General features: G+C 68.8%; 26 protein-coding genes and 2 pseudogenes. 14 read left to right on the top strand and 14 right to left on the bottom strand.

Annotation, left to right across the window (positions count from 1 at the left end; all coding sequences use genetic code 11):
- The first annotated feature begins 37 nt into the window (after positions 1-37).
- The 5 genes and pseudogenes from AC1DU4_RS05275 to AC1DU4_RS05295 all read left to right on the top strand — a co-directional run bounded on the left by AC1DU4_RS05275 (position 38) and on the right by AC1DU4_RS05295 (position 2,459).
- Positions 38-583: a DUF2231 domain-containing protein gene (locus AC1DU4_RS05275; RefSeq protein WP_477838011.1), complete on the top strand. Its 546-nt coding sequence runs from the start codon at positions 38-40 to the stop codon at positions 581-583.
- Positions 580-1,155, top strand: a complete 576-nt coding sequence (locus AC1DU4_RS05280) for a DUF6328 family protein (RefSeq protein ID WP_477838012.1) — start codon at positions 580-582, stop codon at positions 1,153-1,155. The genes AC1DU4_RS05275 and AC1DU4_RS05280 overlap by 4 nt, the downstream gene beginning before the upstream one ends.
- Complete coding sequence (locus tag AC1DU4_RS05285) at positions 1,152-1,826, top strand: HhH-GDP family DNA glycosylase (RefSeq protein ID WP_477838013.1); 675 nt, start codon at positions 1,152-1,154, stop codon at positions 1,824-1,826. The genes AC1DU4_RS05280 and AC1DU4_RS05285 overlap by 4 nt, the downstream gene beginning before the upstream one ends.
- A 66-nt stretch (positions 1,827-1,892) precedes the next feature.
- A pseudogene (locus AC1DU4_RS05290) lies at positions 1,893-2,015 on the top strand (DUF7218 family protein); the annotation flags it as partial.
- A 270-nt stretch (positions 2,016-2,285) separates the two neighbouring features.
- Positions 2,286-2,459, top strand: a complete 174-nt coding sequence (locus AC1DU4_RS05295; protein ID WP_477838062.1) for a CsbD family protein — start codon at positions 2,286-2,288, stop codon at positions 2,457-2,459.
- 110 nt (positions 2,460-2,569) lie between these two features.
- Here AC1DU4_RS05295 and AC1DU4_RS05300 read toward each other — a convergent pair whose 3' ends face one another.
- The 6 genes from AC1DU4_RS05300 to AC1DU4_RS05325 form a co-directional block, all read right to left on the bottom strand.
- Positions 2,570-3,367, bottom strand: coding sequence for a SigB/SigF/SigG family RNA polymerase sigma factor (locus tag AC1DU4_RS05300; RefSeq protein WP_477838014.1), 798 nt, complete (start codon positions 3,365-3,367; stop codon positions 2,570-2,572).
- A complete protein-coding gene (locus AC1DU4_RS05305) occupies positions 3,367-3,798 on the bottom strand; it encodes an ATP-binding protein (protein ID WP_477838015.1) in 432 nt (143 codons plus the stop codon). Before AC1DU4_RS05305 ends, AC1DU4_RS05300 begins: the two co-directional genes overlap by 1 nt.
- A gap of 246 nt (positions 3,799-4,044) precedes the next feature.
- Positions 4,045-4,797 carry an ANTAR domain-containing response regulator gene (locus AC1DU4_RS05310; protein ID WP_477838016.1) on the bottom strand — a complete coding sequence of 251 codons (753 nt, stop codon included), beginning with the start codon at positions 4,795-4,797 and terminating at the stop codon, positions 4,045-4,047.
- Positions 4,798-4,881: 84 nt separating this feature from the next.
- Positions 4,882-5,349, bottom strand: coding sequence for an STAS domain-containing protein (locus AC1DU4_RS05315; protein ID WP_477838017.1), 468 nt, complete (start codon positions 5,347-5,349; stop codon positions 4,882-4,884).
- 384 nt (positions 5,350-5,733) lie between these two features.
- Positions 5,734-6,075, bottom strand: coding sequence for a DUF6292 family protein (locus AC1DU4_RS05320; protein ID WP_477838018.1), 342 nt, complete (start codon positions 6,073-6,075; stop codon positions 5,734-5,736).
- Positions 6,076-6,190: 115 nt separating this feature from the next.
- Entirely contained in the window at positions 6,191-7,465 is a 1,275-nt protein-coding gene (locus AC1DU4_RS05325) for an adenosylmethionine--8-amino-7-oxononanoate transaminase (RefSeq protein ID WP_477838063.1), read from the bottom strand.
- Between the two features lie 136 nt (positions 7,466-7,601).
- Between AC1DU4_RS05325 and AC1DU4_RS05330 the strand changes: the two genes are divergently transcribed.
- The 4 genes from AC1DU4_RS05330 to AC1DU4_RS05345 all read left to right on the top strand — a co-directional run bounded on the left by AC1DU4_RS05330 (position 7,602) and on the right by AC1DU4_RS05345 (position 14,662).
- The gene (locus AC1DU4_RS05330) at positions 7,602-7,874 is read left to right on the top strand and encodes a putative quinol monooxygenase (RefSeq protein WP_477838019.1); all 273 of its coding nucleotides are present in this window, start codon (positions 7,602-7,604) and stop codon (positions 7,872-7,874) included.
- Between the two features lie 688 nt (positions 7,875-8,562).
- A complete protein-coding gene (locus AC1DU4_RS05335; RefSeq protein ID WP_477838020.1) occupies positions 8,563-10,302 on the top strand; it encodes an Ig-like domain-containing protein in 1,740 nt (579 codons plus the stop codon).
- Between the two features lie 92 nt (positions 10,303-10,394).
- A complete protein-coding gene (locus AC1DU4_RS05340; RefSeq protein ID WP_477838021.1) occupies positions 10,395-12,104 on the top strand; it encodes an Ig-like domain-containing protein in 1,710 nt (569 codons plus the stop codon).
- 296 nt (positions 12,105-12,400) lie between these two features.
- Positions 12,401-14,662 carry a beta strand repeat-containing protein gene (locus tag AC1DU4_RS05345; protein WP_477838022.1) on the top strand — a complete coding sequence of 754 codons (2,262 nt, stop codon included), beginning with the start codon at positions 12,401-12,403 and terminating at the stop codon, positions 14,660-14,662.
- Between the two features lie 102 nt (positions 14,663-14,764).
- On the opposite strand, the gene AC1DU4_RS05350 is transcribed toward AC1DU4_RS05345, so the two are convergent.
- Positions 14,765-14,947, bottom strand: coding sequence for a hypothetical protein (locus AC1DU4_RS05350; protein ID WP_477838023.1), 183 nt, complete (start codon positions 14,945-14,947; stop codon positions 14,765-14,767).
- Between the two features lie 208 nt (positions 14,948-15,155).
- On the opposite strand from AC1DU4_RS05350, the gene AC1DU4_RS05355 reads away from it, so the two are divergent.
- From AC1DU4_RS05355 to AC1DU4_RS05365, 3 genes are all read left to right on the top strand, one after another.
- Positions 15,156-16,073 (top strand): cutinase family protein, encoded by a 918-nt coding sequence (locus AC1DU4_RS05355; protein WP_477838024.1) that lies wholly within the window; start codon positions 15,156-15,158, stop codon positions 16,071-16,073.
- Between the two features lie 126 nt (positions 16,074-16,199).
- Positions 16,200-16,493, top strand: a complete 294-nt coding sequence (locus tag AC1DU4_RS05360) for a putative quinol monooxygenase (protein ID WP_477838025.1) — start codon at positions 16,200-16,202, stop codon at positions 16,491-16,493.
- A 133-nt stretch (positions 16,494-16,626) separates the two neighbouring features.
- Positions 16,627-17,952 carry a PucR family transcriptional regulator gene (locus AC1DU4_RS05365; RefSeq protein WP_477838026.1) on the top strand — a complete coding sequence of 442 codons (1,326 nt, stop codon included), beginning with the start codon at positions 16,627-16,629 and terminating at the stop codon, positions 17,950-17,952.
- Here the strand turns inward: AC1DU4_RS05365 and AC1DU4_RS05370 are convergent.
- The 4 genes from AC1DU4_RS05370 to lysX form a co-directional block, all read right to left on the bottom strand.
- A complete protein-coding gene (locus AC1DU4_RS05370; protein WP_477838027.1) occupies positions 17,912-18,997 on the bottom strand; it encodes an alpha/beta hydrolase in 1,086 nt (361 codons plus the stop codon). The genes AC1DU4_RS05365 and AC1DU4_RS05370 overlap by 41 nt on opposite strands.
- A 236-nt stretch (positions 18,998-19,233) precedes the next feature.
- Positions 19,234-19,851: a histidine phosphatase family protein gene (locus AC1DU4_RS05375; protein ID WP_477838028.1), complete on the bottom strand. Its 618-nt coding sequence runs from the start codon at positions 19,849-19,851 to the stop codon at positions 19,234-19,236.
- 45 nt (positions 19,852-19,896) lie between these two features.
- Positions 19,897-20,646: a DUF998 domain-containing protein gene (locus AC1DU4_RS05380; RefSeq protein ID WP_477838029.1), complete on the bottom strand. Its 750-nt coding sequence runs from the start codon at positions 20,644-20,646 to the stop codon at positions 19,897-19,899.
- Positions 20,643-24,014 carry a bifunctional lysylphosphatidylglycerol synthetase/lysine--tRNA ligase LysX gene (lysX, locus tag AC1DU4_RS05385; RefSeq protein WP_477838030.1) on the bottom strand — a complete coding sequence of 1,124 codons (3,372 nt, stop codon included), beginning with the start codon at positions 24,012-24,014 and terminating at the stop codon, positions 20,643-20,645. Before lysX ends, AC1DU4_RS05380 begins: the two co-directional genes overlap by 4 nt.
- Positions 24,015-24,234: 220 nt before the next feature.
- Between lysX and AC1DU4_RS05390 the strand changes: the two are divergent.
- Positions 24,235-24,663: pseudogene (locus tag AC1DU4_RS05390) on the top strand (L,D-transpeptidase); the annotation flags it as partial.
- A gap of 59 nt (positions 24,664-24,722) precedes the next feature.
- Positions 24,723-24,944, top strand: coding sequence for an RNA-binding S4 domain-containing protein (locus tag AC1DU4_RS05395; RefSeq protein WP_477838031.1), 222 nt, complete (start codon positions 24,723-24,725; stop codon positions 24,942-24,944).
- Positions 24,945-24,949: 5 nt separating this feature from the next.
- Here AC1DU4_RS05395 and rraA read toward each other — a convergent pair whose 3' ends face one another.
- The 3 genes from rraA to AC1DU4_RS05410 form a co-directional block, all read right to left on the bottom strand.
- Positions 24,950-25,429, bottom strand: a complete 480-nt coding sequence (gene rraA / locus AC1DU4_RS05400) for a ribonuclease E activity regulator RraA (RefSeq protein ID WP_072844306.1) — start codon at positions 25,427-25,429, stop codon at positions 24,950-24,952.
- Positions 25,430-25,476: 47 nt separating this feature from the next.
- Positions 25,477-25,866: a DUF5313 family protein gene (locus AC1DU4_RS05405; RefSeq protein WP_477838032.1), complete on the bottom strand. Its 390-nt coding sequence runs from the start codon at positions 25,864-25,866 to the stop codon at positions 25,477-25,479.
- A gap of 97 nt (positions 25,867-25,963) precedes the next feature.
- Positions 25,964-26,743 carry a MerR family transcriptional regulator gene (locus AC1DU4_RS05410; protein WP_477838033.1) on the bottom strand — a complete coding sequence of 260 codons (780 nt, stop codon included), beginning with the start codon at positions 26,741-26,743 and terminating at the stop codon, positions 25,964-25,966.
- Between the last annotated feature and the right edge of the window lie 22 nt (positions 26,744-26,765).

Here is a 26,765-nt window from a genome sequence, read left to right on the forward strand (position 1 = left end):
TGGTTTCGCCGCGGACCGAACGGGTATGCCAACGGACATGACTGTGAAGGAACTCTTGAGTGCGCCCGAGTCCGTCGCCGCCCTCGACCGGGTCAGCATTCCCCTGCGTGCCCGGATCCTGCGCCTCCTCGATGACCGTCCGGCGGCGAGCGTGCTGCGCGGCTCCTGGCTCGGCCATCCGGTGCACCCCATGGCGGTCACGCTCCCGATGGGCGCATGGACGGCGGCGGTGCTCCTCGAGACGGTGCGACGCGATCACCGCGCCGCGCGACGACTGATCGGCCTCGGCCTGCTGGCCGTCCCGCCCGCGCTGGCCACCGGATGGGCGGACTGGTCGCTCCGCGACGACGCACAACGCCGTGCCGGACTGATACACGCCGCGGGCAACGGGGCAGCGGCGATGGCAATGGCCATCTCGTTCCGCCGCCGCAGGACAGGCCCGGACCTGTGTGCGCAGGCATGGAGCTGGTTCGGACTCGCGGCCGCCGGCGCCAGCGGAGCGCTCGGCGGTCACATCGCGTTCGGTGACAGCAGTGCGCGCGGAACCGAGGCCGCGCACGCGCGCATCGTGCATGCGACATGAACGCCACCGAACCGGACCGTCGGAACCGAGCCCGCGGTGGGTTCGGGCGCGATCCGACCGGACGAGTCGACCGGCCCGCCGCCGACCCGCCCGAGGATGACGCCGCGTGGAACCGCCGCGTCCGCAACGAGACCGAGACTCAACGACTGGATCGGAACTGGGCGAGCCTGCTGCAGGAACTGCGCGTGGCGCAGACGGGCGTCCAACTGTTGACCGGCTTCCTGCTGATCCTGCCGTTTCAGGAGCGGTTCGACGAACTGTCCCAGTTCGAGCAGGGCGTCTACCTGGCGACGGTGTTCTGCTCGATCGCGGCCACGGTACTACTGGTCGCACCGGTAGGACAGCACCGAATCCTGTTCCACCGAAGACGAATTCGCACCCTGGTCTCGGCGGCCCACCTCTTTGCGCTCTGGGGCCTGGTCTTTCTCGGGTTGACACTGACCGGCGTCGTGGCACTGATCGTCGGGTTGGTAGTCGATCCGACCGTCGGCATGATCGCGGCCGCAGTCACCGCCGGCGCGTTCGGGTTCTTCTGGCTTCTGCTTCCGTGGCTGCTTCGGAGGTTTCCATGACGCACACCCCCCGGCGCACCGGAACCCCCGATTCGAGGGCCCTCGCGGCGAGACTGCTCCGCGAGGCGGGTACCACGTACGCCGACGAAGCGGGCATTTCGATGGCGAACAAACCGATGCCACTGTTCGAGTTGGTGACGCTCGCGCTCCTGCTCAGCACCCGCATCTCTGCCACCATCGCGGTCAGGGCCGCAACCGAACTCATCCACACCGGGTTGCGCACCGCCGCGAGTGTGCACGGGGCGAACCGTGGCACCGTCATCGAGGCGCTGGGCCGCGCCCACTACCGACGCTACGACGAGAGCACGGCCACGCGCCTGCACGCCGCTGCCGATCGCACCCTCGACGTCTACGGCGGCGACCTCCGACGGCTCGAGTCCCGGTGCGACAACGACACCGGTGTCGCGGCCGCACTGCTCGAGGAGTTCGACGGCATCGGACCGGTCGGCGCCGCCATCTTCATGCGTGAGGTGCAGGACGTCTGGCCATGGGCCCGGCCGTACCTCGACGACCGGGCGAGGACGGCCGCGCGCGAACTGGGCCTCCCGTCCGATCCGACGGCGCTCGCCGGGCTGACGCCTACCCGAGCGTTTGCGCCGATGGCCGCCGCCCTGGTGCGGGTCTCCCTCGACGACAACCTGCGCGGGCGGCTACTGGACTGGGTGGACTGAACGCTCGGTCCTGTCTTCCAATTAGCCGGCCTGGCTGTGAGCGTCCCGAATCGAAAGGAGGCAGCAATGCCGAAGAAGGGATCGGATCCCCACCTCCAGGACCAGGACCTCTACGAGGAGCTACGCAAACAGGGCGACTCGAAGGAGAACGCCGCCCGCATCTCGAACGCCGCAGCGAGCGAAGGCCGTGCCGCTCTCTGCATGCAGGTGACCGTCGAGCGCCCGACGGTGTTTCGGATGCCGACGGCTGGGTAATACGGTTCCATGCGAAATCTGTGGATCGGAATGGTGATCGGAGCAGCCACCGGTGCGGGGATTGGTGCGCTCGCCGATGGAAGTCGACGCGCGCGCCAGGTGGTCGCCGAAACGGGGCAATCGGTCAGCCACGCGGTCAAGCAACGCACACCGCAACTCGCCAAAGCGGCAGCCACGCAAATCGAAACGTCAAAGGAGCACACCATGGGAGCAGTCGACAAGGCCAAGAACAAGGCCGAAGAACTTGCGGGCAAGGCCAAGGAGGCTGCCGGCAAGGCAACCGGCGACGCCGACACCGAAGCCGAGGGTCGAACGGACCAGGCCAAGGGCGACCTCAAGCAGGCCGGAGAGAAGGTCAAGGACGCCTTCAAAGACTGACGCAACAGGTGGCCGCCCTCGCGGCGGGCGGATCGGTGTCGGCGGAGCCCGTCGCGACGGCGGGTCCAGCCGATCAGGCTGGGTGAAGCCAGTTTTGGAATGCCGCGCCGTCACTCCGAGGCCAACTCCTCGCGCAGCTGGCTCAACGTCTTGGCCAGAATCCGCGAGACATGCATCTGGGAAATGCCGAGCCGTTCGGCGATCTGCGTCTGGGTCATGGATCGATAGAACCGAAGCACCAGGATGGTGCGTTCGCGTTCGGGTAGCCGTGCGAGGGCCGGACCGACCGCCGCGAGCGCCTCGACCGTCTCGAGCGCCTCGTCCTCGGCACCGAGCGACTCGATCAGCGGCAGCTCGTGCCCCCGGTTCCCGACCGTGAAGTCGAAAGAGATTGTCTGGTAGCCGCTGCCCGCGATCAGACCCTCGGACACCTCGTCGACGCTCGTACCCAGTTCGGCGGCGATCTCGCCGAGGGTGGCCGCGCGCCCGAGTCGCTGTGAGAGGGCCGGCACCTCCCGCGTGATCCGCAAGTACAGTTCCTTCAAACGGCGGGGCACGCGCACCGCCCACCCGGTGTCGCGGAAGTGCCGGCGGACCTCGCCCATGATGGTCGGCACCGCGAACGAGACGAAGTCCGATCCACGGCCGACGTCGAATCGGTTCACCGCATTGACCAACCCGAGCCGGGCAACCTGTACCAGGTCGTCGTGCGGTTCGCCCCTTCCGCCAAACCTGCGAGCGATGTGTTCTGCGAGCGGCAGGCATCGCTCGACGATCTCGTCGTACACGGCCTTACCGTCGCCGGGACTCAGCTCGGCTGCGCGTGCGAACAAGACTGCGACATCCGCGTAGTCGTCCGCCGGGGAGGAGTCTGCGCGCTCGCGCCGATCGGCCTCGCCGAACTGCACTACTCGCCGCCCTTCACCTTCGCGAGTTCCACGGTGGTGCGGTATCCGGCGTTCGAGGTGTCCGGCGGTTCGTGAGTGACCTCGATCGAATCGGTCAGTGTTCGCAGTACGTGCCAGCCGAAACCCTGCCGATCGGGAGTCTCGGCTGTGCGCGTACTTGCGGTGACGGCGATACACAGCACGTCACCCGTCAACTGGAACCGGCAGACCAGCTCCGCCCCTTCGACCGTGTCGGCGATCAGATCCGAGCAGACCTGGTCCAGCGCCAGCTTGACGTCGGAGACCTCGTCGAGATTGAACTCGCTGAGCAGGGTGATGGTCTCCGCCATCGCGCGTAGCACCGGAAGCTGCACCAACTCGGCCGCAACTCGCACCTCGACCGGTGTACCGAGTTCGGCCGCACTCGAACCCAATCTCCGGGTCTCCGACATGCACCCTCCATCGCTGATCGATCGCGGACGTCACCGGGCGAGCTGCACTCCAACCTACCCAGCCCGATCACGACTCCATCTCTTACTCGAATAGCCCATTCGGGGGCGCACCAAACTCGAAATCAGAGATTTCGTTGTGCGAACCGATGTCGCGAGGGCAGCGAACGATTGTCGACGCGGAAGCAGCTTCCTCCGGTCAAACGAGTCCGGTCGGCCCGACGACGGCGAAACCCTCTGCCCTACAGTTCAAGTCGCCGGCACATAGCCCAGGCCGGCGACCACCCGTTCCGCGATTTCGCGCACCTTGACGTTCTGGCGCTGCGACTGCTCCACCAGCACCGCAAAAGCAGCTTCCGCGTCGATCCCGCGGGCCGCCATGATGACTCCCTTGGCCTGGTCGATCACGGCACGAGACTCCAGCGCCCGCTGCAACTGACCGATCACCTCCGCAGCCTCCATGTACCGCCGGGCGCTGCGGATCGCGCCGGCCGCGACGGTGGTGTAGAGCTCGAGCATTGCCTCGTCGACCTTCCCGAACCCGTGGTCGTCGAACCCGAACACATTCAGCGCCCCGGCATAGGTACCGTCGACGTCCAGTGGCGCCGACAGGAAGCTTGCCACCCCCACCAGTTCCGGCGCACTGACGAAATCCGGCCAGAGTTCGTGCGCCAACGCGGCACCGGCCCGTACCGGCTCATTGGTCACGGCCGCCAGCAGACACGGCCCCTGGTTGGTCCGGTACTGCGCCGCGTCAATCTCAACGACCCGCTCGTCGGTTTGTCCCACCGTCCGTGGCCCCTGCACGTCGACCAGCGTCACGCTGGCCATGTCCGCGCCTGGCAGGAGCCTCTTGACCTGCGCGGAGAGGGTGCACATGGCCGCGTCCACACCGCCCTCGGTGTCCAGGACCTGCTGCAGGCCCCGCAGCGAGACGACCACATCGTCGAGATCGGCGGGATCGGGACCGTCGACCGGCTCTTCTGTACACCGCGTGGACATTGCGACGCCACCTTTCCGGTAGCCGTTGCCACGTGCCGGGCAACATCATGAATCTACGCCCCCCGATCCCGGCCCGGTCCGGATCTACAGACGGCTTCGAGCCCCCGGCGTCGTCGAGCCGGAAGCGTCCGATCGCCGGGTCCCGGCCTGCCCTGCCGTACTCGACCGGGCAATGGCGGATCGCAGCGTGGAATGGAGGTCGAACAGGGCCCCGACCCCGGTGACCCGCAGGACATGTTCGAGCGCCGGCGGCCCCGAGACCAGCGCGAGATCGAGGCGGGAATTACCGGCCCTCCGTTTGGCATCGGCCAACTGGGCCGCCGCGCCGATACTGACGAAGTCGGCCGCGGACAGGTCGATCACCACCCCGTGGTAACAGGTCGAGAAGGCGTCGTCGAGGACTTGCCGGAAGTTCGCGAGGCTGGACGCATCGAGGTCTCCACGAACAGTGACAACTGCCGTGTGGCAGTACCCGCCACGATCCGGCGGCCGATAGAGGGGGCGGTCAGGGCGCGGAGCACTACGTCGTTGCAGGGTGGTGGCAGCGGTCATCACGAACCTCCAGTGACAAGGTGAAGTTCAGTCCGCGCTCTCTCCAGTTGCCGCAGAGGACGTCGGGCCCGCCGACGCAAAGTGGGCCGGTACAGCAAAGTGGGCCGGTACAGCAAAGTGGGCCGGTACAAGTGGCAGTCACAACGATGGGCATCGGAGTCCGGCATGTCATGCCTGGCGCGAACATATTCGGCTGTGCTCTCAACCAAGTATTGTTCTAGCACGCCCAGACAAGTCTGTACACCGCGAACGCCGAGCGGCCTGGAACACCGACTTCGCAATCGGCGCCGACTCCGCCTGGATCGCTCTCCCGACATCGGCAGGCTCACTGAAAGGCCCTGTGCGGCAACGCCAAGGCAGGCACGGCCACCGGCCGCTCACCACTCAGGTCCTTGGTGTCGGGAGGAGGTCGTCGCACAGCGCCACCACCGCGGAAGGGGCGGGCACCGGTCTGCCACTGGTGCTGCCGAGGATGATCATGTCCTCCCCCGAACTCGTCTCGAACCCGAGCGCCCAGCCGCCGGAGTCCCACATCAGTGCGAACTCGCGTCCCGGAAACCTGCGGTCCATCCGCGGCACCACAATGTAAGCGGCGTAGACCTCGTCGGTCCGGCAGTAACGCTCGTCGGGTCCGGCCCCGACCGCATCCGCCACCGCGTCGACGTAGGCACGAAACTCCTGCGACGTCGGGGGCTCGAAGTCTGCGACTTTCGGTACAACTCGCATCGCTTCACCCAGCCTCGAACCTGCCTGAGGGGCCACCGGAGCGGGATCGCAGAGGGTAACGCCCTGTCGACGACGAGTACCCACACTGTCGCCCGTTCAACCGGGCGGCGGCACGTCAGGACACCTGTGCGCGGGCAGCTGCCACCATCGCGGCCGCAATCCGGTCCACGTCCTCCCGGGTACACACGTACGGCGGCATCGCGTAGATCAGCTTCCCGAACGGTCGCAGCCACACCCCGGCGTCGACGGCGGCGTCGGTCGCGGACCGCATGTCCACCGGCTGCCGCATCTCGATCACCCCGATCCCGCCGAGCACCCGCACATCTGCCACCGCGCCGAGCTCCCTGGCCGATGCCAGCCCCGCGGCCAGCCCCTCACCCAGCGCCGCGACCTCGGCGCGCCAGTCCCGCGAGAGCAGCAGTTCCACGGCCGCGACGGCGATCGCGCAGGCCAGCGGGTTCGCCATGAACGTCGGCCCGTGCATCAGTCCACCTGCCTCGCCCCCGCTGATCGCCGCGGCCACCTCCGTGGTGCACAGCGTCGCGGCCAGCGTCAGGTAACCGCCGGTCAGCGCCTTGCCGACGCACATCACGTCGGGGCTGACGCCCGCATGGTCGGCGGCGAACAGCGCGCCGGTGCGGCCGAACCCGGTGGCGATCTCGTCGAACACCAGCAGCACGTCGTTCTCGTCGGCGAGACGCCGCAGCTCGCTCAGGTAGCGCGGGTCGTGGAAGCGCATCCCGCCGGCGCCCTGCACCACCGGCTCGACGATGATCGCGGCCAGCTCGTCGCGGTGCTCGACGAGAATCGCCTCGAACTCGGCAACGTAGGCCGGGTCGAACTCACGCGGCGGAATCGGCGCGAACACCTGCCGGGCCAGCACGTCGGTCCACAGCGAGTGCATGCCGCCGTCGGGGTCGCACACGCTCATCGGTGCGAAGGTGTCGCCGTGGTAGCCACCGCGCCAGGTCAGCATCCGCTTCTTCGCGGGCCGGCCGAGCGCCCGCTGGTACTGCATGCACATCTTCACCGCGACCTCGACGGACACCGACCCCGAGTCGGCCAGGAACACCTTGTCCAGCCCGGCCGGGGTGATCCGGACCAGCAGTTCCGCGAGCCGGGCGGCGGGCTCGTGGGTGAGCCCACCAAACATCACGTGACTCATCTTGGCGAGCTGCGCCGCGGCGGCGGCGTCGAGCACGGGGTGCCGGTAGCCGTGCACGGCCGCCCACCACGAGCTCATCCCGTCGACCAGCTCCCGTCCGTCGGCGAGGGTCAGCCGGGTGCCGGCCGCGCTCTCGACCACCAGCGGGCTGGTCGATGCGGGGAACGCGCCGTAGGGATGCCACAGGTGGTCGGCATCGAGGGTGGCGATGCGTTCCGGGGACAGCGCGTGGTCCGGTGACAGGGTGCGGTCCGGCGAAGGAGACTGGGTGCTCACACTGACCGACGATAGCGACGGCGATGACTCCGCCGACGCTCGGAGGTCTACCCGTGGAGAACCACACAGGACAAGGGAGACCACCGTGATCATCGTGGCCGGGGCATTGCACGTCGACCCGAAGGGGCGCGCCACCTACCTCGACGGGTGCATCGAGGTGGTGACGCAGGCCCGCGCGAGCGACGGGTGCCGGGACTTCGCGCTGTCCCCCGACCCGCTCGACCCGGGGCGCATCAACGTCTTCGAGTGCTGGGAGTCCGACGATCAACTGCAGCGGTTCCGTGGGGCCGGCCCGGACTCGGCGCAGCAGGGGGCGATTGTCCGAGCTGACGTGCGCGAATACCGGGTCACCGAGTAGCAACCGCGGAGCCCGCACGATTCGGACAGCAACGTGACCCACATCCTCGACAAGGCCGCCGCCGCCCCGTGGCCGGTTCACGTAGTCGGACCACCGCGCCTCGGTCCCGCCACACGCGACGGGGCGCGGGATGCCGAAGCCCCGGCGGCAGGGATGCGACTGCAACTTCGATGCGGTCGAAACCCGATTCGAAACCAATCAAGGAAGATTCGCAAACTAAATTTCGCATGACCCGGCCTCTGTTCAGCATGAACCGCCTGCCAGTGTTCAACACTTGAAGACGATTCAGTACGCAATGCAATCTGATTACCCCGGCGACACCTCCAGAAAAATCCGAAGCGGAAGCCCGCCGCGAAGCGCACGGGGAACGCGGCGGTCAGAGCGGTTACCTTCCAACAAGTCTCATTTCCAAGAAGGACTGTCGGCGGCGTGATAGCGTCGCGCGCCAACCTGTCTCAAAGTCCAATTACCCCAGCTCAGGGCAACATTCTTTATTTCTGGCACGAGCGTCCAGTTATTCGGCATTAATGCATAAGTCCATTTGCAGCAATTCGGCCGCAATTACTGTTCGACTGCGCTACCTTGGGCCGGATCGATTCAACTGGACGCCCGTCTAGGACGCTCATTCAGGAACCTCGTCAGGGCGGTTGCCTTTGGCGGCGCCTTGGACGTTCGAAGAGAGGAAACCATGACGCAGAGCAGTACCCTTCGCGCCGTCGGAGGCTTGAGCGCGTTCGCCGTGGCCGCCGGATTCGCGGTCGCCCTGGGCGCCGGAACCGCCAGCGCAGCAGAGCAATCGGTGAGCTGGTCCGACGGCAGCAGTAGCTACACCCGCACCATCAGCAATGTGAATCCCTCCGGGGGAGACATCATCACAGTTTCGACCCAGTTCAAGCGGAACTACGCCACGAGCGACGAGAAGATCACGATGGTCCGGGACCAACACCCAGCGTGCCTGACCTATGTCCCGGACTCGGCGCACATCAATGACGACGGCCCTCTGTCCAACGTGACCGTGGCCGCGGACTCAGTCACGCTCGCGGGAGATCCCCTGACGACCGTGAAGAACCCCTTCATCCCCCCTGCGTTCTGGCCCACGTTCAAGATCTCGTACAAGGTCGGCCTTGATTGTGCGCAGGGTGTCGCGCTGGCAACGGGAATGAACTACAACGGCAGCCTCGGCGCCGGCTCCTACCCCGGCAAGGGGCCGAACATCACGGTGGGCAAGAACAACACGACGACGACGCTCGCGGCGGCTCCGCCCGTGCAACTGGGCGCGGCAGTGCCGCTGAGCGCGACCGTGGCCGGCGGCGCCGATGGCAACACCGTCGAGTTCTACGAGGGCGCCAACAAGGTCGGCGAGGGCCACCTGGCCGCCGGTGTGGCGACGTTCAACTGGACCCCGTCCGCGGAGGGCCAGTTCTCGGTGACCGCGAAGTTCCTGGGGACGACGGCCGCCAACGAGTCGGTCTCGGCTGCGCAGACCGTCTCGGTCACCCCGGCCAACGTCGACACCCAGACGACACTGACCGCTCCGGCCACCGCAGTGGTCGGTGAGGATGTCACCCTCTCCACCACCATCACCCCGGCCACCGCGACCGGCACGGTGCAGTTCAAGGACGGCAACGTCAACGTCGGCGAGCCCGTCACCGTGGCGAACGGCACGGCCTCGATCACCCGCAAGTTCGACGAGGCCTCTACGCACAGCTTCACCGCGCACTTCGCCGGCACCGGCCTCTACCAGGACTCCGTGTCGGCAGCATCCGAGCTGACGGTCACCGACGCCGACTTCAACACCACSACCACCGTGCTCGAACCGGTCACCGCCACCGTCGGCGTCCCGGTCAACCTCGCCGCCACCGTCATGCCGATCCCGGACGCCGGYCAGGTCGAGTTCACCGTCGACGGYGTCCCCGTCGGCACCGCCGACGTCGGCACCGGTGACGGCGTCGCGACCCTGCCGCACACCTTCACCACCGTCGGCACCGCCAACGTGGTCGCSAAGTTCGTCGGCACCACCGGATTCACCCCGTCCACYTCCGCCGGGTTCTCGGTCACCGTCAAGGCCGCCGAGCCCAACCGTGAGGCCACCACCACCGCACTCGCCGTCACCGGYCCCTCCACCGTCGGCCAGGCGATGACCTTCAAGGCCACCGTCGCCCCCGCCGGCGCCAACGGCACCGTCCAGTTCAAGGCCGGCACCACCGAGATCGGCGCCCCGGTCGCCGTCGTCGACGGCGTCGCGACCCTCTCGCACACCTTCGACACCGCCGGCACCTACGGCATCACCGCCGTCTTCACCGGCGGCGCGGGCTTCCAGGACTCCGTCTCCGGACCGACCGTCATCGGCGTCACCGACGCCACCGACCCGGGCACCCCGGGCGGYAGCGCCGACTTCGGATCGCTCGCCGRCCTGTTCAACAGCTGACCCCGCTCTGCCCACCTCGGTCCGGGGCGTGAGCARCTCACGCCCCGGACCGGGGTGACTCCCTGGCTTTTCCCTCATTCGTAGGAGAATTCATGCAGAACAAGAGAATTCGGCGGTTGGCGACTCCCATCACCGCCGGGGCAGTAGTCGGCATCACGATGCTCGGCGGCGTCCCCGCCCAGGCCGCCCCGATCACCACCACCTTCAAGGCGGCCTGCCTGGTGACCCCGTCGGCGGTCGCCGGACCGACCACCGAGGCGCAGGACTCCTCGGTCACGATCGACGCCCCSGCCACGGTCAACGCCGGCGAGGAGTACGACGTCACCATCGCGCCGCCGCCGATCAGCTACCCCAACTCGGTSTCCGGTGCCAGCGTGCAGAACGTCTCGCGGATCAAGATCGACGTCGCCGTCCCRCAGAACGCGGAGTTCCTCGGCGCCACCGTCGTGCCCGGCACCGGATCCGGCCTCAGCGGYGTGGCRCCGAACGTGCTGCGGGTCAACGAGGCCGGCAGCGTCGACCCGAACGGCGGCATCATCCGRCTCTCCGGAAACAACGCCACCATCGGCAACAGCCCCAACTCCAGCAAGAGCTCCGAGGGCGGCATCGTCGCGAACGCGGTCTCCGGCGAGAAGACCACCTTCCAGCTGCCRCAGGTCAAGGCACGGCTCAAGGCCGGCCCGTCCGGCAACGTCGACATCAAGCTGCGCACCGCCGGCGACGCGGGAGCCTGGGGCAACGACAAGAACTTCCTCACGTTCCTGCCGAAGGCCACCCTGTTCATCACCGCATGGGCTCCCACCCAGTGCTCCCCRCGTGACGTCGGCGGCGCCRCCGATCCCCTCAACTCGGGCGCCGGCCCCCTGGCCACGACCAGCATCACCGCGGCCGACCAGCAGACCACCACCACCGTCGTCGCCCCCGGGTCGGTGAAGAACGGCGCCGAGGTCACGTTGACCGCGAACGTCAACCCGGCCGCGAACGGCGGCACCGTCCAGTTCTCCGACGGCGCAACACCTCTCGGCGGCCCGGTCACCGTCGCGAACGGCACCGCGGCGATCACGCACACCTTCACCACCGACGGCGACCACGCCATCACCGCGTCCTACTCCGGCACCACCGGGTTCATCGCCTCCACCTCGGCGGTCAAGACCATCAACGTCAGCACCGACGACACCGTCACCACCGTCGCGATGACCAGCCCCGACACCGCGTTCGTCGACCAGGACGTGAACCTGCACGCCCAGGTCAGCCCCGCCGTGCAGGGCGGCACCGTCGAGTTCACCGTCGACGGCGGCGACAAGGTCACCGGCACCGTCGGCACCGACGGCGTCGCGGTCGCGCCGTACAAGTTCACCACCACCGGCACCCACCGCGTCCTCGCCCGCTACTCCGGCACCACCGGKGTCGCGGGGTCCGTCGCGCCGCTGTTCCCGGTCAGCGTCACCGCCGCGCCGCCGGCGGCGGTGCAGACCAGCACCACCCTCGCCGCGGTCGGCACCGTGCAGAAGGGTCAGCCGGTCACGCTGACGGCGACGGTCGACCCGGCCGCCGCCAACGGCAGGGTGCAGTTCAAGCTCGGTGACACCGCGCTCGGTGCGCCGGTGAACGTGGTCAACGGCGTCGCGACGCTGCCCACCACSTTCGCGGCGTCCGGAACCTACAGCGTCACCGCGGAATTCATCGCCTCGGCAGGGTTCGTCGACTCGGCGTCSGCGCCGCAGACGCTGACCGTTCCGGGTGCCACCGATCCGGGTACCCCGGGTGGCGCGGGCAGCCTGGAGAGCCTCTTCCAGTCCTGATCGCTGAGCGTGGCTAGGTAGTGCCGCACGAGAGATGGAGTGCGCCGTCGGCAGACGGCCGTCGGCGCACTCCGTGGGTTCGATGTGCGGTACCGCGACATCATGGGACAGATGTCCAGATCGATCGGGTCGAGTGTCCAGAGTCAACGCATCGTCCCCGGTCATTCAGGTAAGACACGGCAATACCAACGCCGCGTGGCGGCGAGGATCCGGAGATACCAGTGCGTCCATCGATACGTCGCGTTGCGACACCACTGACCGCGGCAGCGGCTGCCGCCGGTCTGATCATGCTGGGCGTGAGTCCGGCGTCGGCAGATCCGGGGTCGACCAGCAACCAGGGCTCGACCAGCAACCTCATCTTCAAGAAGAGCGTGGTCGGCGGGACCGCAGGGGCCACCCTGCATCCCGGCGACACGGTGACCTACAAGAACGAGGTCATCCACAACGGCGGTGCCGAGCGCTACATCACCAGGATCCGGGACATCCCGCCGGCCGGCTTCGTGTACCAGAGCGGCTCGGCGACCGGTACCGGTAGCGGTTCCTCCATCTCGCAGCAAGGCGACGGCAGCGTGTTGGCCACGTGCTCTGGTGGTTGCAGCTTCTTCGGCGGCGGATTCGTGGTCAAGGGCGGCCAGTCCCTGACCTACACGGTGACCTATAAGGTGCCGGCCGCCGCTCCTCTGGGTGTGTTCAACAGCGGCATGTTCTTCGACGTGTACAGCTTCGGCAGCACGCAGGGATTCAACCCGGCCAACGTGAACGTCGAGGTGGTCGCGCCGAACGTGGCCACCACGACAACGCTGTCGGCTCCCGCTCAGGCCGTCACCGGTACGCCGGTCGACCTGACGGCGAACGTCGGCCCGGCCAACTCCGTCGGCACTGTGCAGTTCAAGGACGGTGGTGTGAACATCGGTGCGCCGGTAGCGGTTTCGGGTGGTGTGGCGACGTTGTCGCACACATTCGACACGGTCGGCTCGCACTCGATCACTGCTGAGTTCGTTGCGGGCCCCGGATTTGTCAGCTCCACATCTACGGCTTCCGCGGTAACTGTTGCGGCTCCGGCTGTGGTGACCACGACGGATCTGGCGGTTCCCGCGACTGCTGTCACCGGTACTGCGGTTGACCTGACCGCGACTGTCGGTCCGGCGGATGCGGTGGGCACGGTGCAGTTCAAGGATGGTGGCGTGAACATCGGTTCGCCAGTTGCAGTTTCGGGTGGTGTGGCGACTCTGGCCCACACGTTCGACACCGTTGGTTCGCATTCGATCACCGCGGCGTTCACGGCTGGTGCGGGCTTCGTCGACTCGGTCTCTGCCGCGCATGCGGTGGATGTTGCGGCTCCGGCTGTGGCGACCACGACGGATTTGGTGGTTCCGGCGTCTGCTGTCACCGGTACTGCGGTTGATCTGACCGCGACGGTGGGTCCGGCGGATGCGGTGGGCACGGTGCAGTTCAAGGATGGTGGCGTGAACATCGGTTCGCCGGTTGCGGTTTCGGGTGGCACCGCGACTCTGTCGCACACGTTCGACACGGTCGGTTCGCGCTCGATCACCGCTGAGTTCGTTGCGGGTGCCGGTTTTGTGGGTTCGACGTCGGCGGCGCATGCGGTCGAGGTTTCGGCTCCGTTGGTGACCACGACGACGGACCTGGCGGTTCCTGCCACTGCTGTCACCGGTACTGCGGTTGATCTGACCGCGACGGTGGGTCCGGCGGATGCGGTGGGCACGGTGCAGTTCAAGGATGGTGGCGTGAACATCGGTTCGCCGGTTGCGGTTTCGGGTGGTGTGGCGACTCTGGCCCACACGTTCGACACGGTCGGGTCGCGCTCGATCACCGCTGAGTTCGTTGCGGGTGCCGGCTTCAGCGGGTCCACCTCGGCGGCTTCGGTCGTAGACGTGACCRCTCCGGCCGCGGACACCACTACCATCCTGTCGGCTCCGGCCGACGCCAAGACCGGCACGTCGGTCGATCTGTCCGCGACTGTCACCCCGGCCACGGCCACGGGTTCGGTGCAGTTCAAGGACGGTGGCGTCGACATCGGTGCGCCGGTTGCGGTTTCGGGTGGCGTGGCGACCCTGGCCCACACGTTCGACACGGTTGCCCAGCACAGCATCACCGCGGTCTTCAGCGGCGGTGCGGGCTTCAACGACTCGACGTCCACGGCCTCGGTCGTCGACGTGACCGCCCCGGCGGCGAATGACGTGGAGACCTCCACCACGCTCGACACGATCGGCAGTGTCGCAAAGGGCGACACGGTCGAGCTCAAGGCGACGGTCAACCCGGCGACCGCCAACGGCACCGTGCAGTTCAAGGTCGCCGGTGTGGCGGTCGGTTCCCCGGTGGCTTTGGTCGACGGCGTTGCGACCGCGTCGCACACCTTCGCCGATGCGGGCACCTTCGCTGTCACGGCGGAGTTCGTCGGTGCGGAGGGCTTCACCAATTCGGCCGCAGCGCCGCAGTCGGTGACCGTTCCGGGCGTCACCGATCCCGGTACCGGGACGGGCAGCACCGGCAGCCTGGACGGACTGGGCAGCCTCACCAGCATCTTCGGGTCCTGATCCACGGGTGATCCCCGCGAAGTAGTACCGGCACCGAAGGTGGAGTGCGCCGTCGACACACAGTCGGCGGCGCACTCCGGCGCGTACGGAGGCGAGTGGGGGCTAGACGCCGGCGGTCAGTGCGACGGTGAGGGGAACGACCGTCAGGAAGCACAGGGCGGCGACGAACAGCGCGATGACGCCGGCGCGGTTCCAGCCGCCTCGGGCCCCGCTGGCAGCGGTGACCATCAGGACGAACCCGATGCAGACGGAACCAATTGTGAGGATCATTGACATGTCCAGCATGGGATGGATTCTGCCCGGTCGGCCCCGGTGCCCGGCGTCCGGCCGCCCCTTCCAGCCGCCCCGGCCGGATGACAGTTCGGCCCGCCAGGCGAATGTCATATCTCTGAGGTAACTTCCCCTTACCGTTTGTGCATCATTTGGGTACATGCGACGGCAGAATGGCACACGCCGCAGCCTGGATTCGGATATGAGTGAGGGGTCAGCTCCAATGCGCCTGAAGAAGATCGTTGCCGTCGCCGCTGCCTCCGCGGCCGCCGCCGGAATGTTGGCATCCGGTGCGGTGGCGCAAGCCGCACCCGCGGGCGAGTGCCCCACCATGTACGTCGTTGCCATTCCCGGAACGTGGGAGACCTCCACCGCGGCGGATCGGGCCCCGACGCCGGGCATGTTGGCCGGGGTCACCGACCGACTCCGCGGGACGGACATCCGCACCGACTACGTCACCTATGCGGCCACGGCCTTCCCCTGGGAGGGGGATGTGTACGGCGCGTCGAAGAAGCAGGCCCACGACAACGCGCGCGGCATGCTCGAGGCGATGCAGCAGCGTTGTGGGGACACCAAGTTCGGGATCATCGGCTACAGCCAGGGTGCGGACGCCGCGGGTGATCTGGCCTCCGAGATCGGCACCGGCACGAGCACCATTCGCCCGGAGAAGGTCGCGGCCGTCGGCCTGCTGTCCGACCCGCGACGCTCCGCGAGCGACGCCCTGATCGGCCCCCGAGTGCCCGGCGACGGCGCCGGTGGTGCGCGGATCGGCGGCTTCGGTTGGATCAGTGACCGGACGGTGACCTTCTGCGCCGAGGGCGACCTGTACTGCTCCACGGAGGACGACGACTACGTGACCCGGCTGGCGGGCTTCGCCGCTCAGAACTCCGACGCGGGGTCCTCGGACACCCCGCGGTCAGGTGCCGAGGCACGCGAAATCTGGAACGACCTGAACATGGCCGGCGGCATCCCTGCGCTGCAGGGCCAGTTGACCGACGACGCCAACGAGAAGCGGGTCGCGCAGCTCGCCCAGTTCTACGGGTCGGGCGCACACCAGACCTACCAGGGCTATGCCGTCGACAGTGCCGGCAACACGCCGGCCACCTGGCTCGCGACCTGGCTGCGGGACAAGGCCGCCTGACCCGCGGATCGGCTGCGGTCGGAATTCCGCGGCCGACAGCGGTGTCGATAGTCGAGACACCCAGCCCCGGTGCTGGATACGGTTGCTCGCGCTGCCGCGCGGCGGCCGTCGAGAAGGGAACACCAGATGTCTGATCTCCACGTAGTTGCCACGATCGTCGCGAAGGCCGGTTCCGAGGACGAGGTGCGATCGGCGCTGTCGTCGCTGGCCGCGGCCAGCCGCGAGGAGGCCGGCTGCATCTCCTACGACCTCTTCGAGTCCGCCGGTGCGCCCGGCACCTTCGTCACCGTCGAGATCTGGGCTGATCAGCAGGCGCTGCAGGCGCACGTGACGTCGCCGCACTTCACTGCCGCGGCCGGTTCGTTCGGTGCGCACCTCGCCGGTGCCCCGCAGATCCACACCTTGACGCCGGTCGCCTAGCCGAAAGGGCACCGTCCGGGGTGCTGATCTACTAGCGTGATCCCGCTCGGCCCGTTGCTCACGGGGTGGGCGCCGAGCGGGGCACGCGTTTGTGGCCGATCCGGGCCACATGACCGGGAGCGAAGGGTGCGCCATGCGACTGTCAGGTGACTCGGCCTCGGCCGCCCGCGATCTGGTGGTTGCGCTGGCCTCGGTGATGGAGGCGCAGAGCGGGGAACTCGAGGCGCGGGTGATCGACCGGCTGACCTCCGAGATGGAGGAGGCGCGAGATCCGCTGATCGCGTCGATGCAGGCCGCCGCCACCATGGAGTCGATGGCGTCGATCCGCGAGATCCTGCAGGGCAGGTTGGAGGCTGGGCGCACCGATGCACCGGCGGCCGCGCTCGAGCACGCGCGGCGGCTCGCCCAGCGCGGTGTCGCTCCGTCCGCGTTGGAGCGGGCCAACCGGCTGTCCTCCGACACCGTGATGCGGTGGTGCCTCGAGCAGATGGAGCTGCTCACCGATGACGCGGCGGTGATCGCCCAGGCCGCGGTGCTGATCATGACCGACTCCGCCGGCTACGCGGATCGGGTCGCTCACCAGTTGGCGAGCGCCTTCGAGTCCGAGCGTGAATTGTGGCAGCGCAGCAGTAACGCCGCCCGTGAGAGCTGTATCGGGCAGCTCCTCGCGGGCCGGGAGGTCGACCCGCACACCGCCGAACTCACCCTCGGGTACCGGCTGTCGCAGCGGCATCTGGCCATCGCGGTGTGGACCGCCGAGACACAGTCCCGCGACGACCAGATGAAGTTTCTCGAGCGTTCGGTGGGCGCCCTCGCGGAGCGGCTCGGATGCGCCGGCCCGCCGCTGGTCCTGCCCCGCGCCGACAACGAGGTGTGGGCGTGGCTGCCCGTCGGGCCGTCGGCCGACATCTCGGTGGTCGGATCGGTCGTGGCGGGCTGGGAGCGCCTGGTCAAGGTCGCGGTCGGGGCGCCGGCGGACGGTGTGACCGGATTCCGGCGTACCCACCAGCAGGCGATGTCCGCGCAGGTGGTGGCCCAGAACTCGGCGCGCCCCGGCCCGCTCGTCGTCTCCAGTACGGATGTCGGGCCGATCGCTCTGATGTGTGCGGACATGGCGGCCGCGCGGAGTTGGGTGCGCGACGTGCTCGGCCCGCTGGCCGTGGAGGATGTCGCGAGCGAGCGCCTGCGCGAGACGATCCGCGTGTTCCTGGCCAACGGTTCGAGCTACACCGCGACCGCGGACCAGCTGAACATGCACAAGAACTCGGTGGTGTACCGGCTCCGCAAGGCGGAGGACCAGCTCGGACACAAGCTCCGCGACGGGCGCCTCGACCTCGAGGTCGCGTTGGCTCTGTGCCATTGGCTCGGCGCGGCGGTGCTCGGGGYGGGTCCGGACGGGCCCGCCCCGGCGCGGATGGCTAGCGGGCGGCACTCGCCGGTTCCGGCGTCGCCGTCCTGATGAAGTAGGCGACCTCCTCGATCGCCCGCTGCGCTTCCGGCACCAGGTCGGCGGCCGCCTGGAACACGTGCACCTGGTGGCGCCACACCTGGAGCTCGCAGGGCACGCCCGCCTCGGCGAGACGATCGGCCATCAGTTCGGAATCCGGCAGCAGCAGTTCGTGCGACCCGACCTGGATCAGCACCGGCGGCAGGCCCCGCAGGTCGCTGTCGACCGGGCACAGGCGCAATCGGTCGCGGCTCGACGCCGACCGGGAGTCGCGCAGGCCGGAGATCCGGGCGAGTTCGTCGAGCGCATTGCTCGGGAGCATGGCGTCGCGACCGGCGTTGCGGTGTCCGGTCTTGCGGGCGGGGTCCATCTCGGTCAGCGGTGAGAGCGCCACGATGCCGGCCGGACCGGGCAGGCCCTGTGCGCGGATCGCGAGCGGGACCATGAAGGACAGGTAGCCGCCCGCCGAGTCCCCGGCGATCACGATCTGGTCGGGCCGGTAACCCTTGGCCAGCAGCCAGCGGTAGCCGTCGACCCCGTCGTCGACGGCATCGCTGATGCTGTGGTCGGGGAGCATGCGGTAGTCGACCATCAGCACGGGCGCCTGCGCGGCGGCCGAGATCCGCGAGACCAGACGCTGGTGGGTGCCGACCCCGCAGAACATGAATCCGCCGCCGTGCAGGTAGAGGACGACGCGGTCGTCGTCGGCGCCGTCCGCTCGGAGCCACTGCGCGTTGCAGTGGTCGAGCAGGATGGTGTGGCTGCGGGTCCCCTCGATCGGTGGGTGGACCCGGGCGCTCACGTCGTCGAGGAACTTCATCGGCCAGGGCAGGGCCGACGCCTTCGCCCACATCGAGATGACCGGGCGGACCGTCATCCGCAACGTGTGGGCCAACAGGTGTGACTGCACGCTGGTGCTGCGGATGTCCTGGCGGTCGACCGTCGTCGGGAGGTGGCCCGGGAAGGGCGTCGCGGCGCCACCCGTGAACGGCACTGCCGCCGCCCCGAACTCGCGGTTGCCGACATTGACAAATTCCACAACTTCATTGCTGGTCACGTGGGACATCCTTGGACTTCGCAGGGAACGCGATCGTCATCGGTGCGCATGGTGCGTTGTCGATTTGCGCGGTCGTTATGTGATGGCGGTCACTGGCATTCCCAAGGAGCGTAGGTCGGATCCCCAGGCCTGCCACCGGGCTGACCGCACGAGAATTCGCCCCGCATCTGTACCGAGCGTCCAGTACGTGTGTACCGAGCGTCCAACTTCGGTACTTTTCGTCGTTTCCTGCCGGATTACGAGGGTCGTCGCGAGGTCAGCAGGTCCCGCACGTGCCCGGTCTCGTTGACTGACGCCGTGCGCGTGCTGCCGTTGCGCGAGATCAACACCCGCGTCACCGACGTGTAGTCGAGCGGGAAGGTCAGCGGCCGCTCGAGCCCGAGCAGGTGCTGCAGGTACACGTTGATCACGCCGCCGTGCGCGAATACTGCCACGGTGTCCGCGTGGTTGGCGGCGGCGACCACACGGCCGAATCCGGCCAGGACGCGGGCCCGGAAGGCCTGCTCGTCGACGAAGTCCGGCAGATGCCCCGCGAGGATCTGCGCGTATGTGTCCGGCGCGATGTCCTTGGCCTCGTGGATGGGGATGTAGTGGGAATGGCCGTGGTCGTACTCGGCGAGTCCCGGGTCGGTGCCGACGGGCAGGCCGAGAGCCTCGGCAACCGGGGCCGCGGTGGCCAATGCACGTCGCTGGGGGCTGCTGACCAGAGCCGAGACCCCGTACGGGGCGAGCGCCAGGGGCAGTCGCTTGGCCTGCTCGGTCCCCTCGGGCGTCAGCCCCGGATCCGCGACGCCGTCGTCGGCGACGGAGAGGATACGTTCGGGCAGGGCATGGCGGACCAGGAGCAGTTGCACCAGGTCACCCTAGCGCCGCGTCGTCGGAGGTTTCACGTGGAACCCTCATCCCCCGGTCGCTGCGCTCCTGCCCGCCGCCTCCCGTCGCTCCCACGCCGCGATCAGTGCCAGGTAGACGAGCCACCCGGTGACGGCGACCAGTTGCAGGCGTTGGGCGTAGCCGAGCAGCCACACCTCGTCCCCGCGGCCGTCCATGTCGATGGCGAAGAGGGTCCACGCGTTGCCGACCAGGTACGTCACCACCACCGCCAGCCCACCCCAACGGGTCCAGTGCGGCCATCCGTAGCGGAACGCCGCGACGATGAACGCGAACACCGAGACCGCGGCGGCGGTCGCGGCGATCGTGCTGGTCGAGGCGTGCAGGAAACGGGACTCGTCGAGCAGGCCGGCCTGTTCCCGGGCCGCGCAGGCGGCGCTGGCGTGGGCCGCACAGTCCAGCGGCATCCGGGAGTCCAGGACCGTCGCGACGGCGAACACCCCGAGGCCGACCCAGCCGGCCGTCGTCAGCGGTCGGCGCGGACGCAGCCACAGCGCGAGCAGCGTCGCGGCGGTGAGCACGACGCCGGTCAGCAGGTCGCCGGTGCGGTAGAACAGGCCCCACGGCTGGTCCAGTGCGGCCAGTTCGCTGGCGTAGGCGCGGGACTGGTCGAGGTGCGAGCTCAGGAACCAGCTGAGCAGCCACGTCGAGTACAGCACCGGGCCGAGCGCCAGCAACGCCACCAGCAGGGTCCGCTCCCGGCGCCGCCCGTCGCGGGCGGTCGCCCCGACGGTTGACGCGGTGACGCGGTCGATCATTGGCGCGGCTTCGCCAACGGGAACGCCAGGGTCTCGCGGATGCTCCCACCGGTGATCAGCATGACGACGCGGTCCACACCCATGCCGAGGCCGCCGGTCGGGGGCATCGCGTGCTCGAGCGCCTGCAGGAAGTCCTCGTCCAGTTCCATGGCCTCCTCGTCGCCGCCCGCCGCGAGCATCGACTGCTCGGTGAGCCGTCGCCGCTGGTCCACCGGGTCGGTGAGCTCGCTGTAGGCGGTGCCGAGTTCGATGCCCCAGGCCACCAGGTCCCACTTCGCGGCGACGCCGGGGATCGTCGGGTGCGGCCGGGTCAGCGGCGACATCGAGGTGGGGAAGTTGGTGTAGAAGGTCGGGAACTCGGTGTGGTCCTCCACCAGGTGTTCGTACATCTCCTGCGCGACGGCGCCGGCGTCGGAGCTCGGCTGGTGCGGGATCTGGTGTTCCTCGCACAGCCGGAGCAGTTCGCGGACCGGGGTGGACGGGGTGACCGCGACGCCGAGCTTCTCGGTGACCGCGTCGTGCATGGTCTTGACGGGCCACTCGCCGGAGATGTCGACCTCGACGGGGGCGCCGTCGGGTCCGGGGCGCAGGATGACCTCCCGGCCGTGCGCGGCGACCGCGGCGGCCTGGATCAGCTCGCGGCACAGCACCATCATCTTCTCGTAGTCGCTGTGCGCCTCGTACGCCTCGAGGATCGTGAACTCCGGGTTGTGCTTGAAGTCGACGCCCTCGTTGCGGAACACCCGGCCGATCTCGAAGACCCGTTCCATGCCGGCCACGCAGAGCCGCTTGAGGTACAGCTCCGGGGCGATCCGCAGGTACAGGTCCAGGTGGTAGGCGTTGATGTGGGTGTGGAACGGCGCCGCGTTGGCCCCGCCGTGCACCTGCTGCAGGATCGGCGTCTCCACCTCCAGGTACTGCCGCTGCGAGAGCGAGTCGCGCAGGGACTTCACCACCGCGCTGCGGGCGACGAGGAGGTCGCGCGCCTCCGGGTTGACGGCGATGTCGACGTAGCGCTGCCGCACTCGGGACTCCGGGTCGGACAGGCCCTTCCACTTGTCGGGCAACGGGTGCAGGCACTTGCCGTTCATCCGCCAGTCCGCGGCCAGCAGCGACAGCTCGCCCTTGCGGCTGCGGCCGACGGTCCCGCTCACCTCGATCAGGTCGCCGAGGTCGAACTCGGCGGTGAACGCGTCGAGTCGGTCGCCCACGGTGGTGCGGTCGAAGAGCACCTGGATGTCGCCGGACCAGTCCCGCACCACCGCGAACGCGACGCCGCCGTACGAGCGGATCCGGATGACCCGGCCGGCCACCCGGACCTTGGTGCCCTCGGGCGCGCCGAGCGCCCCCGCGACGGTGTGGGTGGGCGGGTACGCGACCGGGTAGGCGTCGACACCCGCCGCGGTCAGCCGGTCCAGCTTGTCCATCCGCACCCGGACCTGCTCCGGGCGCCGGTGACCGTTCTCGGCGGCGGTGTGGCCGCCGTCGGCGCCCGTCGCGGTGGGTTCGTCGGGGGCGCTGCCGTCGGCGTGCAGCAGCCCGGTCGCCGTCAGCGCCGCGGGCACGGACTGGTGGGTCCCGGTGTGCTTGCTGATGTCTCGCCGGCCGAACCGGGGGAGGGTGACGAAGCCCTCCGCCACCGCGGAGGCCATGCCGACCTTCGGCAGCACCCGGTTGTCGGCGAAGCACAGGTATCGCGGTGCCCACTCCGGCTGGTACTTCACGTTGGAGCGGTACAGCGCCTCGAGTTGCCACCACTTGGAGAAGAACAGCAGCACCGAGCGCCACACCCGCAGCACCGGTCCGGCGCCGATCCGGGCGCCCTCCTCGAACACCGACCGGAACACCGCGAAGTTCAGCGAGATCCGGGTGATCCCGAACTTGTCGGCGCCGGTCGCCAGCTCGGTGACCATGAACTCCATGACACCGTTGGGGGCCTTGGGGTTTCGACGCATCAGGTCCAGGGACGCGCCGGTGGCGCCCCACGGCACCAGCGACAGCATGCCCAACACGGTCTCCTCGCCGCCGTCGACCGTGGGGTCGGCGGGGGCGACGGCCTCCACCAGCAGGCAGTCGCCGTCGGTGGGATCGCCGAGCCGGCCGAGGGCCATCGAGAACCCGCGCTCGGTCTCGGTGTCGCGCCAGGCGTCGGCGCGGGCGATCACCCTCGCCATGTCCTCCGGTGGGATGTCGCGGTGCCGACGGATCCGGGCGGTGATGTCGTGCTTGCGGATTCGGCTGACGGCCTGCCTGACCTGACGCATCTCGCGGCCGTGCAGATCGAAGTCGCGGGTCTGCAGGATGGCCTCGTCGCCGAGTTGCAGGACGATGAGTCCGGCGCGGTTGTAGGCGGTGGCCCCGTCCTCGCTGGCGCCCATCACCGCCGGCGTCCAGCCGTAGGTGGAGGCCAAGTCCAGCCAGGCGTCCACGGCGTGCGGCCAGGCCTCCTCGTCCCCGATGGGGTCGCCGCTGGCCAGGCACACCCCGAGCTCCACCCGGTAGGTGACCGCGGCCTTGCCGCTGGGCGCGAACACCACCGCCTTGTCGCGCCGGGTGGCGAAGTAGCCGAGCGAGTCGTCGCCGCCGGAGCGGGCGAGCAGCCCGCGCAGCGCCGACTCGTCCTCGCCGGTGAGTGCGTTCGTCGAGCGCTGCGACCGGAACAGCGTGATGACCGCGGCGAGCAGGGCCAGTGCACCGAACAGGCCGAGCAGGGTGTTGACGAATCCGTGTGTGCGACCGTCGAACTGCTCGTTGTCGACCACCACGATGCCGGCGACGCGGTTGAGCGCCCACAGCAGCCGCTGGTTCGGCGGCAGGGTCCCGGGGAAGAGCTCGACCAGGGCCCAGCCGAGCAGGGTGCCGACGGCGAGCCCGCCGACCAGCACGCCGAGGGCCTTCCACACCGCGCCGCGTCGGACCCGGGTGTAGAACTGTGGCCGCGCGGCGACGAGCAGGCCGATCACGACGAGGTGCACCACCAGCGCCACCCCGGCGTGCACGTTGCCCTCGCCGACCAGCATGGCCAGGTTCGCCAACGCGAACAGGACCAGGTAGACGGTGAGCAGCCACCAGGCGATCCGCTTGCGACTGGCCAGCGCCGCCGCGAGCAGTCCCAGCACCAGGGCCCAGGAGAAGCTGGTGTCGGGCGCGTCGAAGTAGTAGCTGTCGACGTACTCGCGCGGCGTGTGCAGCAGGTACCGGAGCACCGGCGACAGGCTCCACGCGAACACCAGCGTCGCGTAGACCCCGAACACCACACCGGCGATGTGCGGGACCGCGGACAGTCTCCCGTTCCGGGCCCGTTCGAGTGGCCGGGCAGGCGGCACCCTGTCGTCGACAGACGATTCGATCGCGGTGCTCGGCGTCATGACATCCAGTGTGAAGCCTGCGGCCGTGAGGTGTGGAGCGAAGCGCCCGGTCGATCTGCCGCAGACCATTCCGGCTCTGTTCCGGTGACCGGCGGAGTGCTTGACTGGAGGGGTTAGCCGCGTCTTCTCGAAGGGCGGTACGGCCATGTGGAGGAAGCGACACGGTGCACGGGTGCTTCTCGCCGTCGCAGCGCTGGTGCTGGTCGAGGTCGGCGGCGGGGTGGGGGTGGCGTCCGCGGGGTGGAGAACCCAGGCCGGCGGCTCGGTGTCGGCCGTCGCCGACGTCTCGACGCACCAGTTCACGGTCAGCATCGGCGGGCAGGTGGTCAAGGTGATGCCCGCGTCGATGGGCAAGCCCGGACACGAGACGCCGCTCGGCACCTTCCACGTCATGGAGAAGTTCCGCGACATGGTGATGGACTCGTCGACCTACGGGGTGCCCGTGGACGCGCCGGAGGGCTACCGGCTCGACGTCGAGTACGCGGTCCGCCTCACCTCGGGGGGCATCTTCGTCCACGGCGCACCCTGGTCCGTCGACTCACAGGGATACGAGAACGTCAGCCACGGCTGCATCAACCTGAGCACCGAGAACGCCGCGTGGTTCTTCGAGAACGTCGAGGTGGGTGACCCCGTCACCATCGTGGGCTGACGCGTCGCCGGCGGGGGGTCGCGCGGGCGGCGGGCCGGCATCCGCGGGAGGATGGGGGCATGTCCGAAACCTTCGACGTCCCCATCCGCGACGAGTCCATCCGGCTCGGTCAGTTCCTCAAGCTGGCCAGCCTCATCGAGTCCGGAGCGGAGGCCAAGGAGGTCATCGCCGACGGGATGGTCTCGGTCAACGGCGAGGTCGAGGTCCGCCGCGGCCGGCAGCTCAAGCAGGGCGACGTGGTGTCGATCGGCGAGACCAGCGCGCGGGTCGCCCACTTCTGAAGCCTTCAGTCCTCCGCGCGGACGACGACGCCGTCGTGGTCGCTGTAGACGGTCTCGCCCGGGTTGAAGGTGACGCCGCCGAAGCTGACCGGGACGTTCTTCTCGCCGGAACCGGTCTGGGTGCTCTTGCGCGGGTTGGTGCCGAGGGCCTTGATGCCGATCTCGAGGGTGCGCAGGATCGCCGAGTCCCGCACCGCGCCGTTCACGATGACACCGGCCCAGCCGTTGCTCACGCCGCGTCCGCCGATGATGTCGCCGACCAGTGCGGTGTGGATGCTCGCGTCACCGTCGACCACCAGGACGCCGCCGTTGCCCGGCTCGCCCAGGGTCTGCTTGACCAGCAGGTTGTCCTGGAAGCACTTGATGGTGGTGATGCGCCCGGAAAACGTTGCGTGGCCGCCGAACTGGATGAACTGGGTGTCGCAGCTGCGGATCTCGGGGCCGATCTCGTCGGCCAGGTCAGCGGTCGCCACGGGCTCGCTCATGTGTTGTCCCCTTCGTCGGTGTGCCCGTACACCCTAGTTCGCGGGGCTCAGTTGTCGCCACGGCCATGGCGGCGTTCGTAGTCGTCGCGGGTGTCGTTGGCGCGGCGCTGCGCCTTCGCGTCGAGCAGTTCGGGGTCGAGGCCGTGGCTGAGCAGGCGGTGGCGCCGGTAGATGTTCATCAGCGCGACCGCGAAGTACAGCACCGGGAACAGCAGCAGCGCCATCATGGCGAGCGGGATCCACCGCTCACCGGGGATGAGCAGGTAGAACGCCGCGAACAGCGGGATCAGCGGGATCGTGAAGCGCAGCACGTACCGCGTCATCGCCCCGGGCCCGACGAGGTCGTTTCGCACCCAGTCCTGCATGGACTCGGGCAGGACGCCGCCGAACAGGTACCGGAGGTACTGGCCGAGGTTGGGTTTGCGCTGGTCGGGCATCTTCCCAGGGTAGAACCTGGCGGGTGATCCACGTCCGCCGACCCGGACGCGGAGGTACCGATCCCGGGTCGGCGGACAGGGCCGGCAAGGCTGGTCGCTACTGACCGTTGCGGGCGGCGTTCGCCACGATCACGTCGTGCACGTACTGCGCGAGGCCGGGTGCGATGTCGTCGTAGTGCTTGCGGAACCGTTCGTCCGACACGTAGGTCTGGGCGATGCACACCTGCATGTCGTAGCCGCAGTCGTAGTGTCGCCGAATGCCCGCGAGGTGCCGCTCGGCCAGGGCCGCCGCCCGGTCGGCGCCGGCGGGGACGCCCTCGGCCAGTGCCGCGGCGAGGTCGGCCTCGAGCGCGTCGGCCTCCGTCTTGATCTGCTGCCAGTCGGCCTTGCTGAACTTCGCAGATCGGGCCTGCGACTGCTTCCAGGCATCGGTCCCACCCCAACGCTGCTCGGCCTCGGCGGCGTACTCCTCGCCCGGCCAGTCGTCGCCGAAGATCTCCCGCTGCTCCGCGGGGGTCAACTGAATTCCCATCGTCTGTGCCTCCAACATCTTCTCTACGGCTGCGGCCATCTGGTGCAGGCGATCAATCCGTTGTTCCAACAACTTTCGCTGTCGCCGTAGGTGCGCCATCGCATCGACGGACGGATCGTCGAGGAGGGCCGAAATCTCCTCGAGGGGGAATCCGAGCTCCCGGTAGGTCAGCACCCGGTGTAGTCGCTCGACGTCCGCCCCCGAGTAACTGCGGTAGCCGGACGGCGTCCGACCGGACGGCGCGACCAACCCGATCTCGTCGTAGTGGTGCAGTGTTCGCACGCTCACGCCGACCAGCCGGGCAACCTCGCCGACCGTCAGCCTGGACTCCCTGTTCTCGCTCACACCGGAGACGATGCGGCCTCCC

It is taken from the genome of Rhodococcus sp. P4_F5 (assembly GCF_056401315.1).